Source organism: Glycomyces sambucus (assembly GCF_900102815.1).
Taxonomy (GTDB): Bacteria; Actinomycetota; Actinomycetes; order Mycobacteriales; family Micromonosporaceae; genus Glycomyces; species Glycomyces sambucus.
Map to the genome: position 1 here is coordinate 232,717 of NZ_FNGF01000009.1, position 18,169 is coordinate 250,885.

General features: G+C 71.4%; 13 protein-coding genes. 10 read left to right on the plus strand and 3 right to left on the minus strand.

What is annotated here, in order from left to right:
* Nucleotides 1-23 precede the first annotated feature (23 nt).
* Entirely contained in the window at nt 24-1,709 is a 1,686-nt protein-coding gene (locus BLS99_RS24110; protein ID WP_143034939.1) for a type 2 periplasmic-binding domain-containing protein, read from the minus strand.
* Nucleotides 1,710-2,001: 292 nt separating this feature from the next.
* Here BLS99_RS24110 and BLS99_RS24115 point away from each other — a divergent pair, with 292 nt between their 5' ends.
* From BLS99_RS24115 to BLS99_RS24125, 3 genes are all read left to right on the plus strand, one after another.
* Entirely contained in the window at nt 2,002-3,249 is a 1,248-nt protein-coding gene (locus BLS99_RS24115) for an ROK family transcriptional regulator (RefSeq protein ID WP_218126837.1), read from the plus strand.
* Nucleotides 3,250-3,534: 285 nt separating this feature from the next.
* Nucleotides 3,535-6,363 carry a glycoside hydrolase family 3 protein gene (locus BLS99_RS24120; protein ID WP_091054283.1) on the plus strand — a complete coding sequence of 943 codons (2,829 nt, stop codon included), beginning with the start codon at nt 3,535-3,537 and terminating at the stop codon, nt 6,361-6,363.
* A complete protein-coding gene (locus BLS99_RS24125) occupies nt 6,363-7,355 on the plus strand; it encodes a LacI family DNA-binding transcriptional regulator (RefSeq protein ID WP_091054284.1) in 993 nt (330 codons plus the stop codon). The genes BLS99_RS24120 and BLS99_RS24125 overlap by 1 nt, the downstream gene beginning before the upstream one ends.
* A 235-nt stretch (nt 7,356-7,590) precedes the next feature.
* Here BLS99_RS24125 and BLS99_RS24130 read toward each other — a convergent pair whose 3' ends face one another.
* The gene (locus BLS99_RS24130; RefSeq protein ID WP_091054285.1) at nt 7,591-8,298 is read right to left on the minus strand and encodes a M23 family metallopeptidase; all 708 of its coding nucleotides are present in this window, start codon (nt 8,296-8,298) and stop codon (nt 7,591-7,593) included.
* A 390-nt stretch (nt 8,299-8,688) separates the two neighbouring features.
* Here BLS99_RS24130 and BLS99_RS24135 point away from each other — a divergent pair, with 390 nt between their 5' ends.
* A complete protein-coding gene (locus BLS99_RS24135) occupies nt 8,689-10,308 on the plus strand; it encodes an ABC-F family ATP-binding cassette domain-containing protein (protein ID WP_091054286.1) in 1,620 nt (539 codons plus the stop codon).
* 181 nt (nt 10,309-10,489) lie between these two features.
* Here the strand turns inward: BLS99_RS24135 and BLS99_RS24140 are convergent, their stop codons facing one another.
* The gene (locus BLS99_RS24140; protein ID WP_091054287.1) at nt 10,490-11,716 is read right to left on the minus strand and encodes a hypothetical protein; all 1,227 of its coding nucleotides are present in this window, start codon (nt 11,714-11,716) and stop codon (nt 10,490-10,492) included.
* Nucleotides 11,717-11,820: 104 nt separating this feature from the next.
* Here BLS99_RS24140 and BLS99_RS24145 point away from each other — a divergent pair, with 104 nt between their 5' ends.
* The 6 genes from BLS99_RS24145 to BLS99_RS24170 all read left to right on the plus strand — a co-directional run bounded on the left by BLS99_RS24145 (nt 11,821) and on the right by BLS99_RS24170 (nt 18,039).
* Nucleotides 11,821-12,081 (plus strand): helix-turn-helix domain-containing protein, encoded by a 261-nt coding sequence (locus tag BLS99_RS24145; protein WP_091054288.1) that lies wholly within the window; start codon nt 11,821-11,823, stop codon nt 12,079-12,081.
* A 103-nt stretch (nt 12,082-12,184) separates the two neighbouring features.
* Entirely contained in the window at nt 12,185-14,113 is a 1,929-nt protein-coding gene (locus BLS99_RS24150) for an ABC transporter ATP-binding protein (RefSeq protein ID WP_425432635.1), read from the plus strand.
* A 267-nt stretch (nt 14,114-14,380) separates the two neighbouring features.
* The gene (locus BLS99_RS24155; protein ID WP_091054290.1) at nt 14,381-14,584 is read left to right on the plus strand and encodes a cold-shock protein; all 204 of its coding nucleotides are present in this window, start codon (nt 14,381-14,383) and stop codon (nt 14,582-14,584) included.
* Nucleotides 14,585-14,698: 114 nt separating this feature from the next.
* The gene (locus tag BLS99_RS24160) at nt 14,699-15,724 is read left to right on the plus strand and encodes a GNAT family N-acetyltransferase (RefSeq protein WP_091054291.1); all 1,026 of its coding nucleotides are present in this window, start codon (nt 14,699-14,701) and stop codon (nt 15,722-15,724) included.
* Between the two features lie 182 nt (nt 15,725-15,906).
* Complete coding sequence (locus BLS99_RS24165; RefSeq protein WP_091054292.1) at nt 15,907-16,932, plus strand: GNAT family N-acetyltransferase; 1,026 nt, start codon at nt 15,907-15,909, stop codon at nt 16,930-16,932.
* 72 nt (nt 16,933-17,004) lie between these two features.
* Nucleotides 17,005-18,039 carry a GNAT family N-acetyltransferase gene (locus BLS99_RS24170; protein ID WP_091054293.1) on the plus strand — a complete coding sequence of 345 codons (1,035 nt, stop codon included), beginning with the start codon at nt 17,005-17,007 and terminating at the stop codon, nt 18,037-18,039.
* The last annotated feature ends 130 nt before the right edge of the window (nt 18,040-18,169 follow it).

Sequence of the window (18,169 nt, forward strand, 5' to 3'; positions counted from 1 at the left end):
GCACCGCCGCCCGGACGAGGGTCTTACTTGCCCTGCGCCTGGTCGTACGAGCTCTGGAAGTGCTCGCGGGCGGCCTCGCCGCCGGAGTTCAGGAAGGTCTCGACCATGTCGGGGATCGAGGACAGCTCGGCGCGCCCGTAGGCGATGTCGTCCTGCTGGTCCAGGAGGGTCTGCGAGGCGGTCTTGTACTCCGCCGGGCCCTCGACGCGCAGGCCCTTGAAGATGTTCTCCTCGGCGAAGTCCTTCACCGACGCGTTGTACTCGAAGCGGCGCTGGACGAGGTCGGGGTCGCCGGACAGGAAGGTCTGGACCTGGCCCGACATCTCCTTGAAGTTGACGGGGGCCTGGACGGTGGCGATGCCGGCCTCGGTGCGGACGGGGAAGCCGTCGTCGCCGTAGTCGAAGTGGGTGCCCTCGACGCCGTACTGCAGGAGCTCGTACTCCTTGGTGCCGTAAGGCGCGGAGCAGAAGTTCATGACGTCGAGCAGTTCCTTCACCTGGTCCTCGGAGAGGTCCTTGTTGAAGAAGGTCCAGCCGCCGACGGACTTGCTGACGTAGCGGATCGGCTCGCGGCCCGAGGCGCCGATCGCGCCGATCGGGTCGACCTGGCCCTCGGCGGTGCCGCCGAGGACCTGGTTGGTGTAGTCCGACCACCACGAGATGCCGTCCTGGGACATGAGGATGGTCCCGGCCACGTGCAGGGCGTGACCGTCCAGGGTCCCGGTCGGGGTGTCGGGGTGGATGAGGCCCTCGTCCCAGCAGGTGCGGCGGAAGGTGAGCCACTCGGTGTACTCGGGGCGCTCGCAATTGTGCACCAGCTTGCCGTCGATGTAGGCCCAGCCGGGGCTCGACGCGAGGCCGAACCACTCGGGGGTCACGTAGTCCAGGCCCAGGAAGGCCCACTTGCCGTTGGCGCCGTCGGACCAGGCGCGGGCGACCTCGAGGACTTCTTCGACGGTGGTCGGCATGGCGAGGCCCGCGGCTTCGAGCAGGTCGGTGCGGACGAACATGCCGTTGCCGGGGCCGCCGTAGAAGCTCTGGGGGACGCCGAAGACGCGGGCGGACTCGGGGTCGGCGGTGTCGGTCGACCAGACCGACTGGCCCCACGAGAGGGTGGGCTCCCCGGCGAGGAGCGGCCAGCGGTCGCTGATGTCGCCCTTGACGATGTCGGTGAGGTCGTAGAAGGTGTTGACCACCGTCTCCTGGAAGTTCGGGTGGGAGTCGGTCATCCACCCGAACATGTTGATCGCGTCGCCGAACTCGTTGGCCTGCAGCCACTGCACCGAGGTCTGGGCGAAGGTGTTGCCGTCCGCGTGGCGGAGGTTGACCTTGGTCCCGCCCCACGCCTCCTGGAGGGCCGCGAAGTACGGGTCGTCGCCGGAGGGGGGAGTGCCCCACATCGGGACGGTGATCTCGTACTCGCCGCCGGCCTCGGCCGTCTCGACGCCGTCGACCGGCTCGGGGTAGGAGGTGAACCCGGAGGGGTGGTTCGGCGGCTCGCCGACGAGGTCGGGCTCGACCGGGAGGGGGAACTCCTTGTACGTGGGCAGGAAGTCGAAGCCTTCCGTGGCCTGCGAGGAGCCCGCGCCCGATTCGATGTCACTGCAAGCGGCGACGACGGGCAGGCCCGCGGCCCCGGCGGCGCCGAGACCGGCCACCTTGAACAGGGAGCGACGCCGGAGGGGCGACCTGTCGGAGGGAGTAGCCACGTTGCTGTCCTTTCGGTCTGACTGTTTCGCGAGGGGGTAAGCCGGTAATTAGTTCGGCTATTCGATAAACTAAAGTAGCGCACAGTGTCGGGCCCCACAAGCGGGGGGTCAGGCGAAACGGGCGCGGATTCATCACGATTCGGGAACGGGCCTTGTAGTTGAACGTGCACATAGACCACTGTCAGGGACTGCCCGACGACCGCTTGTCGCCATCCACGACAATGCCCGAGGACACCACTGCCGGCACCGGTGCCGGCGAGGCCGGGCCACGAGCTCGCAACAGGAGGAGAACATGGCGATGCGCATAGCGGCGAAGTCCGCCGGTCCGGGCGAGGCCGAAGAGGAGCCCGGCCGCGCCAAGCGCGCCGACTTCACCGATGTGCGGGCCAACAACCTCGGCTTCGTGCTCCGGCAGGTCAGGGCCGAGGGCCGGTGCTCGCGCGCCGACCTCGCGGCCAAGACCGGGCTGAACAAGGCCACGGTCTCCTCGCTCGTCGCCGAGCTCATCGAGCGCCGCGTCCTGCGCGAGTCCGGCTCGGTCATCGGCAACATCGGCCGCCCCGCGGTCCTGCTCTCGGTCGACACCGGCTACTACGCCTCCCTCGGCGTCGAGGTCAACGTCGACTACATGACCCTCGTCGCCGTCGACCTCGCCGGGAACCGCCTCCTGTCCTGGCGCCGCGCCCACGACGGCGCCCGCTCCACGCCCGGCAAGTCGGTCTCCGCGCTCGCCGGCCTCGCCAAGCGCGCGGTCGACCGCATGGACTCCGAAGGGCGCCAGATCCTCGGGCTCGCCGTGGCCGTCCCCGGCATGATCGACAACGACGGCGTCGTCCAGCGCGCCCCGATGCTCGGCTGGTCCGACTTCGACCTCACCGGCCGCCTGCGCCAGGCCATGCGCGACCCCAAGTACACCGTCACCGCCGACAACGACGCCAACCTCGGCGCCGTCGCCGAGCAGCGCTTCGGGTCCTGGGCCGGGGTGTCCAACATGATCTACCTGACCGGCGAGATCGGACTCGGCGCCGGCCTCATCGTCGACGGCGAGCTCCGCAGGGGCGCGACCGGGTTCGCGGGCGAGATCGGCAACCTCCTCATCGAGGTCGACGGCCGCGTCGGCCGCGTCGAGGACTTCGCCGGCATCCGCGCGGTCCTCGACGAGCTGTCCGAATCGGACGACATCGCCGGGACCGAGGTCGAGGCGGAGGTCGAGGACATCGTCACCCGCGCCCGCGCCGAGGAGCCCCGCGTCGTGGCGGCCCTCGACCGCATCGGCCGCTCGCTCGGCGCCGGCATCGCGCTGGCGGTGGACCTGCTCAACCCCGAGGCGGTCGTCCTCGGCGGCCACTACCAGGCGCTGAGCACCTGGATCGGGCCCGCCGCGGAGACCGAGCTGGCCGCGCGCACCCACGCCTCGGGCGCGGGCGGGGCCGAGATCGTCGTCTCCGCGCTCGGCCACGAGGCCCCGGCCCTCGGCGCCGCCACCGGCATCCTCAACGACATCGACGCCGGCCTCATGCCGACCCCGCTGGGCCGCTAGGCCCGGCGCCGCTCCGGTTGTTTCGGAACTGTTACCACGTTCGTTTCCCCAGGTAGATCCTGACGCAAACGGACGAAAACCATCATTCATGCACGCCGCGCCGCCCCGCCCGCCTTGACCGGCGGGCGGGGCCGGGTGTAGAAATCTTGCATTCCTCAATCGAAGCGCTTCGACAAGCTTCTTCAATGAAACTCCCGCGACCAGGTCGAACACCCCGGTCTTCGAAGCGCTTCGATGACGCAAGACACAGCCAGTGACAGCGACGTCCGAGCAAGGAAGACCCTCATGACCGACAGCGATCCGCGTCCGCCCTTCCGCGACCCGTCCCTGCCCCGCCAGGAGCGCGTCGCCGACCTCCTCGCCCGGCTCACCCTCGACGAGAAGATCGGCCTGCTGCACCAGTACCACCGGCCCGTCGAACGACTCGGCATGGGCCCCTTCAAGACCGGGACCGAAGCCCTCCACGGGCTCGCCTGGCTCGGCGAGGCCACCGTCTTCCCGCAGGTCGTCGCCCTCGGCGCCACCTGGAACCCCGGACTGGTCGAGCAGGTCGGCGCCGCCGTCGCCGACGAGGTCCTCGCCTTCCACCACGACGACCCCGCCAAGGTCGGCCGCAACGTGTGGGCCCCCACCGTCAACCCACTGCGCGACCCCCGCTGGGGCCGCAACGAGGAGGGCTACTCCGAGGACGCGTGGATGACCGGCCTCATGGGCGGCGCCTACGCGCGCGGCCTCAAGGGCGACGACGGGTCCGTGTGGAAGACCGCCCCCACCGTCAAGCACTTCCTCGCGTACGGCAACGAGGCCGACCGCTGCACCACCTCCTCGAACATGCCCCCGCGCGTCCTGCACGAGTACGAGTTCGCCGCCCACCGCCCGGCACTGGCGAGCGGCGACGCGGTCGCGGTCATGCTCTCGTACAACCTCGTCAACGGCCGCCCCGCGCACGTGACCCCCCTGGTCGGCACCGAGCTGCGCACCTGGACCGCCGACGAGGTCTTCGTCGTCTCGGACGCCTACGCGCCCAACAACCTCGCGCAGCTCCAGGGCTACTTCGAAGACCTCCCCACCGCGTACGCCGCCGCCGTCAAGGCCGGCCTCGACTCCTTCACCCAGGATGACGACCGCGCCGAAGGCGTCCTCGCCCACCTCGTCACCGCCCTCGACCGCGGCCTCCTCGACGAGGCCGACATCGACACCGCCGCGCGCCGCAACCTCCACGTGCGCTTCGGCCTCGGCGAGTTCGACCCCGAGGACCCCTACGCGCGCATCGGCCGCGAGTCCGTGAACTCGCCCGAGCACCGCGCCCTCGCCCGCGAGGCCGCCACGCAGTCGATCACCCTCCTCAAGAACGACGGCATCCTGCCGCTCCGGGCCCCGAAGAAGATCGCCGTCATCGGCCCGCTCGCCGACGTCCAGATGCAGGACTGGTACTCCGGGACCCTCCCGTACGCCGTCACCGCCCGCCAGGCCCTCGCCGAGCGCGCCGAGGTCCTCTACTGCGAAGGCGTCGACCGCATCCGCCTGCGCCACAAGACCGGCTACGTCACCGCCGTCGAGGACGGCGCCGCGCTCGCCCTCACCGACACCACCGGCGCCGCCGCCCAGTACGACCTCTTCGACTGGGGCGGCTGGTCCTACACCGCCCGCTCCGTCGCCACCGGCCGCTACGTCGACGGCCGCCTCGACGGCACCGTCGGCGCCGACTCGCCCGGCCCCCACGAGTTCGACGTCCACGAGACCTTCAAGATCGTCGAGGTCGAGGGCGGCAAGGTCGCCGTGCGCCAGATCCACAAGGGCGAGGACGCCGAGACCGGCAAGTGGTTCGCCATCGAGGACGGCCGCATCGTCCTCACCGGCGACCAGACCCGCGCCGCCGAGTTCGACTTCGAGTTCGTCGTCAAGGCCCGCACCGTCGCCGCCGACCTCGCCCGCGAGGCCGACGTCGTCGTCGCCGTCCTCGGCGACCACCCCCTCGTCAACGGCCGCGAGACCGAGGACCGCCGCGACCTCCGCCTCCCCGACGCCCAGGAATGGCTCCTGCGCGACCTCGTCGCCGCCAACCCGAATACCATTTTGGTCATGTCCTCCTCCTACCCCTACGCCGCGAACTGGGCCGCCGCGCACGTGCCCGCCGTCGCGTGGTCCGGCCACGGCGGCCAGGAGTGGGGCAGCGCGCTCGCCGACGTCCTCTACGGCGACCGCGACGCCGAAGGGCGCCTCCCGCAGACCTGGTACACCGACGCCGCCGAGCTCCCCGCGATGCTCGACTACGACATCGTCGCCTCCGACGCGACCTACCTCTACTACCTCGGCCAGCCCCTCTACCCGTTCGGCCACGGCCTCTCCTACGCCGACTTCAAGTACGCGAACCTCAAGCCCGGCAAGGACCACGCCGGCCCCGGCGACGTCCTCGAAGTCACCGTCGACGTCACCAACACGTCCGAGCGCGACGGTGTCGAGACCGTGCAGCTCTACTCCCACCAGTGCGGCTCGCGCGTCAAGCAGCCCCTGCGCCAGCTCCGCGCGTTCCAGAAGGTCCGCCTCGCCGCCGGCGAGACCCGCACCGTCCGCTTCGACGTCGCCGTCGACGACCTCGCCCACTGGGACAACACGACCGGCCGCATGATCGTCGAGAAGAGCCGCCAGCGCCTCATGGTCGGCCGCTCCGCCGCGAACATCGTCCTGTCCGCCTCCGTCCGCGTCGACGGCACCACCGTCGGCCCCCGCGACCTCTCGCAGCCGCTCGCGGCCGCCTCCAACGACGCCTACGCGGGCGTCCTGTGGCGCGACGAGACCCGCGCCTCCGGCGACGTCATCGCCGCCGAGGAGGCCGGCGGCTGGATCATGCTGGGCGACTGCGACTTCGGGAGCGGCTTCACCTCCGTCACCGCCCGCGTCTCCGGCCACGCCTCGCAGCTCCAACTGCGCGTGGACGACCCGCTCGACGGCGACGTGCTCGCCAAGATCGACACCCCCATGACCGCCGGCGTCTACGACTACGCCGACGTCACCGTCGACTTCGGCGGCGCCGAGGGCGTCAAGGACCTGTACGTGACCTTCGAGTCCGGCCCCGTCCGCCTCGCGTCCCTGACCTTCGGCGGCGAGTCCTAGTGGCCGGCCCTGGCCGCGGCGTCACGATCGCCGACGTGGCCGCCCGCGCCGGGGTCGCCGCGAGCACCGTCTCGTACGTCCTCAGCGGCAAGCGGTCGATCTCCCCGGAGACCGCCGACCGCGTCATGCACGCCGTCGCCGACCTGGGCTACCACCCGCACGCGGGCGCGCGCTCGCTCGCCTCCCGGCGGGCCGGGGTCGTGGCGATGATGCTCCCGCTGCGCGACGGCATGCACCTCCCGGTCCTCATGCAGTTCGCCTCCGGCGCCGTCACCGAGGCGCGCTGCCACGACCAGGACGTGCTGCTCATGACCGCCGACGAGGGACCCGCGGGCCTCGCCCGCGTCGCCGCCTCGGCCATCGTGGACGGCCTCATCCTCATGGACGTCGAAGTGCGCGACCCGCGCGTGGAGACCCTGCGCCGCCTCGGCCTCCCCAGCGTCCTCATCGGATTCCCGGCCGACGCCGCGGGCCTGACCTGCGTCGACCTCGACTTCACCGCCGCCGGCCGCGTCTGCGCCGAGTACCTGCGCGAGCGCGGCTGCGGCGACATCGCCCTCCTCGGCGCCTCCGAGGCGGTCTACGCCCGCCGCACCGGCTTCGCCGAGCGCGTGCGCGAGGGCTTCCTGGGCCGCTCCGGCCCCGGCGCCACCGTGCAGCCGTGCCCCGACGACCCGGTCTCGGTGCAGCGCACCGTGAAGGAGCTCCTGGCCGCGAACCCGGCGCTGAACGGGATCGCCGTCCACAACGAGCCCGCGGTCGGCCACGTCATGCACGCGCTGGCCGACGCCGGGAAGCTCGTGGGGGAGGACTTCCACGTGGTCGTCATCGGCCCCGACGAGGTCGCCGAGCGGGTGCACCCGCAGCTCCCGTCCGTGCTCGTCCCCGCCGAGACCCTCGCCGAGACCGCGGTGCGCCACCTCATGCGCAAGCTCGACGGCCTCGACGTGCCCGACTCGACCCTGGTGGAGCCGCAGCTCACGATCAGGTAGGACAGTGAAACCCGCGGCCCGCTCGTCCTCGGGACGACCGGGCCGCGGTCCGCTCTCCTGCCCCGACACGCGGAACGGCGGCCCGGGGATGGTGGTCCCCGGGCCGCCGTCCTCCTTAAGGAGAGTGCGGTCTCGGTGCGGCACCGCACGATCGCGCTCGCGAGGAGCAGTGTCGGCAGTACCTTCGGCAGCGCCTGAACGGCTGCGCCGCAAGGGCGTCACCGCCGGCAGCGCCCTAGCCGACGTCGAGCCCCTGGTCCTGGAGCCAGTCCAGCGAGTCGACCTTCTCGTCGTCGATCAGCACCTCGAAGTGCAGGTGCGGGCCGGTCGAGTTGCCGGTGGTCCCGGCGAGGATCAGGGCGTCGCCCTTCCCGACCTCGTCGCCCACGTCCACGAGCACCTCGGAGGCGTGCGCGTAGCGGGTCTGGACCCCGTCGCCGTGGTCCACGTAGACCACGTTGCCGTAGCCCCCGGCCTCGTAGCCCACGTACGTCACGGTGCCGGCGCCCACGGAGACGATCTCGTCGCCCTCGTTGTTGCCGAAGTCCGTGCCGCCGTGCATCGAGCCGTTGCGCATCCCGTAGAAGGAGGTGATCGACGCGGTGGACGGGAGCGTCCACGGGTTCTTCGCGGCCTCGGCGGCGGCGGCCTCCTCGGCGGCCTTCGCCGCGGCGGCGGCTTCCGCCTCCGCCTGCGCCTTCGCGGCCGCTTCAGCGGCGGCCTGCGCCTCGGCCTGCGCCTGCGCCGCGGCGGCGGCAGCGGCCGCCTCCTCCGCGGCGTGCTGGGCGGCCATGTCCGCCAGCACGGCGTCGACCTTCCAGTCGGCCTGCACCACCGTGGCGTCCATGTCCACCTCGGCGTCGGCCGCCTGCGCGGCGGCCTGCCCCGAGAGGGCCGACACCACCCAGCCGGTGACGATGGCGGCCGCCAGACCCCCGCTCACGACACGCCAGGTGTGACGTTCGCGACGGATGCGGCGGCGCCTGGCCACCGCCCGGAGTCGACGGCTGGTCAGTTCGCGTCCTGCGTTCTCGCAGGTGTCATCATGCTTGCCCATAGCGTCGGGAAACCTATCCGATCCAATCCGGACAAACCCGCCTCGACCTGCGAAACAACGCCCGAACTGGTCCCCTTGCGGAGGAGGTCGGCACCCGGGGGCGGCCGCGCCTCCTCCGAAAGGAGGAGGCCGCTCACGGAACGTGAACACCTCCTCGCAAAAGGTGTCTTCGCTTATATCGGCATGACCGTGACCCAGACCGCCGCCTAAACTTGTACGGTCTGCGGCCGAAGCACCTGCTTCATTCCGCGCCGCCGCCTTCCTGAGGAGTGCCCCATGATCACCGCCACCGGTCTCGAGCTGCGCGCCGGATCGCGCATCCTCCTGTCCGGGGCCGATCTGCGGGTCCAGCCCGGTGACAGGATCGGGCTCGTGGGGCGCAACGGCGCCGGCAAGACCACCACCATGAACGTCCTCGCCGGGCTCACCCAGCCCTACTCCGGCAAAATCGAGAACAACGGCCCCTTCGGGTACCTCCCGCAGGACCCGCGCTTCGCCGACCTCACCCAGACCGCGAGCAACCGCGTCCTCTCCGCCCGCGGCCTCGACCAGCTCCTCGCCGACCTCGCCAAGACCGAGGTCGAACTCGCCGAGGTCGCCGACGACGCGCTCCGCGACAAGCTCGTGCGCCGCTACTCCCGCCTCGAAGAGCAGTTCTCCGCCCGCGGCGGCTACCAGGCCGAGTCCGAGGCCGCCCGCATCTGCTCCAAGCTCGGCCTCGAGGACCGCATCCTCGCCCAGCCCCTGGAGACCCTCTCCGGCGGCCAGCGGCGCCGCGTCGAACTCGCCCGCATTCTCTTCTCCGACGACGGCGACGGCATCCTCCTCCTCGACGAGCCCACCAACCACCTCGACGCCGACTCCATCACCTGGCTCCGCGGCTTCCTCTCCGGGCACAAGGGCGGCCTCGTCCTCATCACCCACGACGTCGAACTCCTCGACGAGGTCGTCAACACCGTGTGGTTCCTCGACCCGACCCGCTCGGTCATCGACCAGTACAACCTCGGCTGGAAGGCGTACCAGCGCCAGCGCGCCGAGGACGCCGAGCGCCGCCGCCGCGAGCGCGCCAACGCCGAGAAGAAGGCCGCCACCCTCACCCGGCAGGCCGCGAAGCTCGGTGCCAAAGCCACCAAGGCCAAGGCCGCCAAGGGCATGCTCCGCCGCGCCGAGGCCATGATCGACAACCTCGAAGAGGACCTGCTCCAGGAGAAGGTCGCCGACGTGCGCCTCCCGCAGCCCGCGCCCTGCGGCAAGGTCCCGCTCACCGCGGCCGGCCTGTCCAAGTCGTACGGCTCGCTGGAGATCTTCACCGGCGTCGACCTCGCCATCGACCGCGGCTCCCGCGTCGTCATCCTCGGCCTCAACGGCGCCGGCAAGACCACGCTCCTGCGGATGCTCGCCGGGACCCTCGAACCCGACACCGGCGAGGTCCTGCCCGGCCACGGGCTGCGCATCGGCTACTTCGCGCAGGAGCACGACACGCTCGACCACACCGGGACCGTGCTGGAGCAGATGCAGTCCGCGGCCTCCGCCAACGGCGCCGACCTGCTGGAGCCCGAGCTGCGGAAGATCCTCGGCGCGTTCCTGTTCCCCGGCGACGACGTCTACAAGCCGGTGAGCGTCCTCTCCGGCGGCGAGAAGACCCGGCTCGCGCTGGCGAGCCTGGTGTCCTCGGGCGCGAACGTGCTGCTGCTCGACGAGCCCACGAACAACCTCGACCCGGCCAGCCGCCAGCAGGTGCTCGACGCGGTCGACGGCTTCACCGGCGCGATCGTCATGGTCACCCACGACCCGGGCGCGGTCGAGGCCCTGCGCCCCGAGCGCGCGATCCTGCTCCCGGACGGCGACGAGGACCTGTGGTCCGACGACCTCATGGAGCTCGTCGAACTGGCGTAGCCGCCCCTCTCTGACACGACCGCGCCTCGCGGCGGCTCACGCTTTCGGGCGACAGATCCGCCGCGGGGCGCGGTTTTCGTCGTACCCGGGCGGGAGGATCGCACCTCATACTTCCCCGGGAGGGTGGGGGCTTGGGATGGTAACGCGTCGGCCCGCGGCCGTGCTCAACCCGAGGCCGTGCTCATCCTGAATACATGAGCACGATCGCCGCGCACGCGCCCGCGGCCGCGCTGATGAGCGGGGCCCGCACCGACCTGGTCCGGTCCGCCAGGGCCGTCGCTCCCACGACCAGCCACGGGCACAAGGCGATCCATCCGTACTCGGGGTGCTCGGGGTCCGCGCCGCTGAGCGGCGCGATCATGAGCGCCAGCAGCGGGCCGATCATGAGCGGCCACGCCGAGCTGTAACCGAAGCGCCGCAGGCTCTCCACCACCGCCGGGCCGCACGCGACCGCCACCAGCGCCGGCATCAGCGCCACCCACCACAGCTGCCCCGGGTGCGCCGCGACCTCGCCGATCGCCGCGTTGTACGTGTCCACCAGCCCGTAGGGCCACGAGGACCCGAACGCCGCCGACACCGCGAGCACCGCCAGCGCCGCCCCCGCCGACACCAGGATCTGCACCGGCCGCCGCCGCACGAAGTACAGGCACAGCAGCGACACCGCGAACCACGCCGCCCCGTACGACAGCAGCGCCGCGATCCCCAGCAGCCCGCCCGCCGCCGCCGCGCCCCAGAACGCGTCCGCGCCCCTGACCCGCCGCTCCGACGCCGTCGCACCGCACGCGAGGACCGCCGCGCACGCGGCCGCCGCCACCCCGTCGACGCCGAGCGTCGCCCAGGCCGCCCACGGCCCCAGCACCAGCACCGGCGCGATCGCCCGCGCCGCCACCGGCCCCGACACCGACTTCACCGCTACCAGCACCAGCGGCACCGTCAGGCACGACAGCGCGATCACCGTGATCGCCAGGCCCGCTTCGGAACCCGTGTACGAGACCAGCAGCGCCACCGCGCTGCGCGCCCCGGCCGTCGCGGTCGACGTCGTCGTGGGGTCCACATTGGTGTGCAGCGCCGCCGACCACGCGATCGACGCCAGGTAGGAGAGCACCAGCAGCGCGTGCCACGACATCCGCGCCGCCGCCGGCCGCGAGGCGACCGCGAGGACCGCCGCGGCCGCGAACGGCGCCGCCACCATGCCCGGGGTCACCCGGAACGTGAGGTTCTGCGCCGGCCACCAGGGGAGCGACGCGGGCCCCACCACGTCCGAAGTAGAGGCCGCCAGGGACGCCAGCGTGAGCACGACCAGCGTGAGGCACAACCAGATCCCGAGGTCCCGGACCCGCGCCGGGCGCCGCCGCGCCGGGGCGAGGGCCTCGGCCCGTCCGGAGAACGAGTGCTGCGGTGCGGTCACCCCACGAAACTATCGGGTATCCGACAGAAACATCCGCCGAGCGACAGAACTCCGGCAAACTTCACAACACACCTCGATCACCCTCCGTGTCCGGGAAAGGACTCATGACCCCCGAATCCAATCCACCAGACGGCGGCGCCTCCGATGCAGCGGGCGCCGCGAAGACCGACCCGAACCGGCAGGTCCGCGGCGACGAGCGCCGCGAGCTCACCGAGCGCGTCACCGCCGCCTACGACCAGGGCCGCAGCATCCGGGACATCGCCTCCGGGATAGGTCGATCGTACGGTTTCGTGCACCGCCTGCTGGCCGAAGCGGGCGTCGACTTCCGCACCCGGGGCGGCGCCCGCAAGGGCGGGCGGAAATAACCGGGCCCCGGTCGGGCGTTGCACGTTCGGATACGAACGACGGAGAAACGCCCAAGCCACACACCGGACTGCCGAAACCCCGGACGACGAACGCACTTGGGCTCTGCACACGGGAGGCCCAGTGTCATCGATGGGACCCGCCGGCTGGGACGCCATGCGCTCGATGCGGCGCGCGGACGACCTCAAAGGCGTCACACTCACCCGCGGCGTGAAACGCCGCATCCTGCGCTTCGCGCACCCCTACCGGCGCGACATCGCCCTGTTCATCGGGCTCGTCACGCTGATCGCGGCCATCGGGGTCGCGACGCCCGTCCTCGCGGGCGACATCGTCAACGAGCTCACCGGCGCCGGCGGCACCCAGCGCGGCGTCGTGACGATCGCGTCGGTCATCGCCGGGCTCGCCCTCGCGGAGGGCCTGCTCAACCTCGCCATGCGCTGGTACGGCGCGAAGCTCGGCGAGGGCATCATCTTCGACCTGCGGCGGGCCGTGTTCGACCACGTCCAGTCGATGCCGGTCGCGTTCTTCACCCGCTCGCAGACCGGCGCGCTGGTCTCGCGGCTGAACAACGACGTCATGGGCGCCCAGCGAGCGTTCACGAGCACCCTCTCGGGGCTCGTCTCGAACGGCATCGCCGTCGCGCTCATCATCGGCGTCATGTTCTTCCAGTCCTGGCAGATCACCCTGCTCTCGCTGGTCCTGGTCCCTGTGTTCATCGTCCCCGCGAAGTGGGTCGGGCGGCGCCTGGCGGCGCTCACCAAGGAGTCCTTCGACCTGAACGCGGCCATGAACACCCAGATGGCCGAGCGGTTCAACGTCGGCGGCGCGATGCTCGTGAAGCTCTTCGGCCGCCCCGAGACCGAGTCCGAGGAGTTCGCCGGGAAGGCCGACCGCGTGCGCGGCATCGGCATCACCACCGCGATGTACGCGCGCACCTTCATCGTCGCGCTCACCCTCGTCGCCGGGCTCTCGCAGGCCCTCGCGTACGGCCTCGGCGGCGCCCTGGTGTTCGCCGGGCAGTTGAGCGCCGGCACGGTGGTCACGCTCGCGCTGCTGCTCACGCGCCTCTACGGGCCGCTGACGGCCCTGTCGAACGTGCGCGTCGACGTCATGAGCGCCCTCGTCTCCTTCCAGCGGGTCTTCGAGGTCCTCGACCTCAAGCCGCTCATCGAGGAGAAGGAGGACGCCCGCGAGCTCCCCGGCGGCGCCGCCTCGGTGTCCTTCCGCGACGTCGGGTTCCGCTACCCCGGCGCCGACCAGGTCTCGCTCGCGAGCCTGGAGGACCTGGCCCGCCCCGACCGCTCCGACTCCGGCCGCGACATCCTCCGCGGCGTCTCCTTCGACGTCGCCCCCGGCCAGCTCGTGGCCCTCGTGGGCCACTCCGGCGCCGGCAAGACCACCATGGCGAGCCTGGTGCCGCGCCTGTACGACGCGACCTCCGGGTCCGTGGAGGTCGGCGGGATCGACGTGCGCGACCTCAAGGCCGACTCGCTGGCGGCCCACATCGGCATGGTCACCCAGGACGCGCACCTGTTCCACGACACCGTCCGCGAGAACCTCGTCTACGCCCGGCCCGGGTCCACCGACGAGGAGGTCTGGGAGGCCCTCGACCGGGCCCAGATCGGCGACACCGTGCGCCGCCTCGAATCCGGGCTCGACACGGTCGTGGGGGAGCGCGGTTACCGGTTCTCCGGCGGCGAGAAGCAGCGCCTCGCGATCGCGCGGGTCCTGCTCAAGGCCCCGCCGATCGTCATCCTCGACGAGGCCACCGCCCACCTCGACTCCGAGTCCGAGGCCGCCGTCCAGCGCGCCCTCGACACCGCCCTGGAGGGCCGCACCTCGCTGGTCATCGCCCACCGCCTCTCGACGGTGCGCCGGGCCGACAAGATCGTGGTCCTGGAGGACGGCCTCGTCGCCGAGTCCGGCACCCACGACGAGCTGGTCGACCGCGGCGGCATCTACGCCGACCTGTACCGCACGCAGTTCGTGGGTTCGGGCCTCGGACCCGAGGCGCCCCTCTCCACCGCGGCGTGAGTGACATGGACCATACAAGCTCCTGGCGAAACGGCGTCCCCGCAGCTCCCGGACGTGGATACGAGGCGCGTTCAGTGCTGAGGGGTTCGGTGAAAGCAGGCGTACTGTAGGGTCCAGAGGCCACTTCGGTTCAAAATCGGCCGAAGTGGTGAAGCGCCAGCAATGGCGGCACACCTCAGACCGCGACGCGCCCCCCACTAGGTCGTCAAACCCCCTGGAACGGGTGGCCGGCGGGTCTGAACATCAACATCGCAAGGAAATGCAGTAATGGCGCAAGGCACCGTTAAATGGTTCAACGCGGACAAGGGCTTCGGCTTTATCGCTCCTGACGGCGACGGTCCGGACATCTTCGTCCACTTCACCGCGATCACGGGGAACGGCTACCGCACCCTGGAAGAGAACCAGCGCGTGGAGTTCGAGGTCGAAGCCGGCAAGAAGGGCCCGCAGGCCGCGAACCTGCGAGCCCTGTAGGCAATCGAGCACGAGGCCGCTGCCCTTCCCCGCGAAGGACAGCGGCTTCTCTGCTGCACGGGCCCGCGGCGAAACCGGATTGAACCCGTCGCACCCGCACTGCACACTGGGGCGGTGAAAATCATCGAGTTCGGCGCGGCCGACAAGGATCTGATCGATCAGACGTACGCGATCATCACCGCGGCGCACGACGCCGACACCCCCGAGAACCCCGCCTACACCGAGCGCTTCTTCCGCACCCTCTTCTCCCACGTCATGCCCGGGCGCGAACGCCACTGGTTCGCCGCCGTCGGCGACGACGGCCGCGCCGTCGGCTACGCCCGCGTCAACTTCTTCACCGAGGAGAACCGCGAACTCGGCTTCTACGAGACCGCCGTCCACCCCGACCACCGCGGCACCGGGGCCGACGCCCTCCTGCGCGACCGGGCCGAGCGCCTCTGCACCGAGCACGGCCGCACCTCGGTCATCACCGCCGTCCCGATCTTCTGGGAGGGCGGCCCCGACCGCGACGATGCCCCCGCCCGCACCCTCGAAGCCCGCGGCTACACCCGCGCGCTCACCACCGTCAACCGCCGCAGCCCCGTCGACCCCCTCGGCGCCGACGAGGAGGAGCGCCGCTACACCGAGGCCCTCGCCAAGGCCGGCGACGCCTACGAGGTCCGCCAGTGGATCGGACCCGTCCCCGACGACCTCGTGGACACCATGTGCCGCATGGAGACCATGATCATGGCCGAGATCCCCATGGGCGAGATCGAGGCCGAGCCCGAGCGCATGGACGCCGAGAAGCTCCGCGGCAAGGAGGCCGTCTACGCCGCCGAGGGCCGCACCTGGTACCACTCCGTCGCCGTCGAGCGCGCCACCGGCGAGGTCCGCGCCTGGACCGAGATCGCCACCGACGACGGCGACGACGTCAACGGCCTCCAGGGCATCACCATCGCCGACCCCGCCCACCGCGGCTACCGCCTCGGCCTGCTCCTCAAGCTCGCCAACCTCCGCATGCTCCGCGAGCACTCCCCGTCCACCCGGTGGATCTGGACCGACAACGCCGACGTCAACGCCCCCATGATCGCCATCAACGAACTCATGGGCTACGAGACCGTCGACGCCAACGCCGAATACCAGCTCAAGCACCGCGCCTGACCCGCCGGGCGCCCTCGGGACCCCGGGGGCGCCGCCACCGGACCGTGCTATCCACCGGACCGTGCATTTCACCGGAGCATGCAATTCACCGGAGCGCGCACCCCACCGGACCGCACTCCACCACCTGTCCGATTCTCGTCACGGAACCCCGAAACTGGACGCTCCCGGCCATACTCGTCAGTATGCAGTTGACCCCACTGAACCCCAGCGACCACGACGGCGTCGGCGCGGTGCTCGGCCTCGTGAACGCGGTCCGGAACGCCGACGCCCCCGAAGGCCCCGGCATCGTCGAGCAGTCCTTCCGCGCGGGCCTGCGCCAGGAGCGCCCCGGGCTCGACATCGTCCACTTCGCCGCCACCGAGGACGGCACCCTCGTCGGCTACCTCGGCATCGGGCTCATGGTCGGCGACAACCCCCACCTCGCCATGGCCGAACTCATGGTCCACCCCGACCACCGCCACCGCGGCCACGGCCGCGCCATGCTCGACCACTACACCGAGTACGCCTCCAGCCGCGGCCGCACCGACCTCACCGCCGGCACCCTCACCACCTGGGGCGACGGCCCCCGCCGCCCCGAGGCCGGCGTCGCCTTCCTCGAACGCAACGACTTCACCCTCGCCCTCGTCAACGTCCGCCGCCGCGCCCGCACCGACGCCCTCGCCCCCGAGGACGAGCAGCGCCTGTGGGCCGAGGCCCGCGCCGCCTCCGAGGCCGACTACGACCTCCGCACCTGGACCGGCCCCGCCCCCGACGACCTCATCGAGTCCATCTGCCGCCTCGACGCCAAGAGCCGCACCGAGATCCCCCTCGGCGACATCGAGATGGAGGCCGAAGCGGTCGACGTCGCCCGCGCCCGCGCCAAAGAGGCCGCCACCGCCGCCGTCCACCAGGTCCCCGTCAAGGCCGCCGCCGTCCACCGCGCCACCGGCGAGGTCGCCGCCATCACCGACGTCCACGCCTTCGAGGACCCCGCCGCCGTCCACGCCTCCCAGGGCATCACCATCGCCGACCCCGCCCACCGCGGCCACCGCCTCGGCATGCTCGTCAAACTCGCCAACCTCCGGCGCCTGCGCGAGCAGTTCCCCCGCGTCGCCGAGATCTGGACCGAGAACGCCGACGTCAACGACCGCATGGTCGCCATCAACACCGCCCTCGGCTACGAGGCCGTCGACGCCCTCAGCGTCTACCAGCGCCGACTCCGGCCCTGAGCCCCGGACGCGCGGCCGCCCGATTCCGAAATTCGGTTGCCGCGCCCCGGCGCGCCTGTCCAGACTGGTCGCATGAGTGACATCCAGATCCTTGAGCTCGACCCCGCTGACGGCGACCTCGTCTCCGGCGCGTTCGAGGTCCTGCGAGCCGCCCACGCCGCGGACGCCCCGGAGGCCCCCGCGCCCCACGAGGGCAAGTTCCGGCTGGGTCTCCTCCACCCCGTACCCGACGAGGACCAGACGGTCCTCATCGCCGTCCGCGACGGCGCCGTCCTCGGCCTCGCCGACGCCGGCTACCCCAACCGCGAGAACCTGCACTTCGGCTGGGCCACCATCACCGTCCACCCCGAGCACCGCCGCCAGGGCGTCGGCTCGGCCGTCCTCGACGCCTTCATCGCCGACGCGAAGGGCCGCGGACGCACCACGCTGACCCTCGACACCCGCCTCACGTGGGAGGACGGCGTCGAGCGCTCCGAGGCCGGCCGCCGCTTCGCCGAGAAGCACGGCTTCGAGGCCGCCCTCACCTGGATCAACCGCCGCTGCGCCGTCGACGCCCTCGACCCCGCGCTCGAGCAGGAGCTGCTGGAGAAGTCCCAGGCCGCCGCCGGCGACGCCTACGAGATCGTCTCGTGGATCGGGCGCACGCCCGAGCACCTCCTCGACACCATGGCCCGCATCGACTCCACCATCCTCGCCGAGGTCCCCCTCGGCGACCTGGAACTCGAACCCGAGACCATCGACGCGGAGCTGAAGAACGCCAAGGCCGACCGCAACGAGGCCATGGGCGTCATTCCGATCCAGACGGTCGCCCTCGACCGGGCCACCGGCGAGGCCGTCGCCAACACCGCGGTCTTCGTCTACGACGACCCGGAGTACACGGACGCCTTCCAGGGCATCACCATCGTCAACCCCGAGCACCGCGGCCACCGCCTCGGCACGCTCCTGAAGATCCTCAACCTCCGCCTGGTGCGGGAGAACCACCCCGGCGTCCGGACCATCTGGACCGACAACGCCGACGTCAACGCCCCCATGATCGGCATCAACGTGATCCTCGGCTACGAGATCCTCGACGCCGGCGCCGAGTTCCAGCGCAAGCTCGACGCCTAGCCGCGACCCCGAAATGGTGTCTCCAGGCACAAGCCGACCGTGAGAGTGGCGACCGCTTCTCACGGTCGGCTATTGTTCTTAGCTGGCCCTAGTTCTTCATTGCAGAGGCCCGATCAGGCGCGTCCCGCCC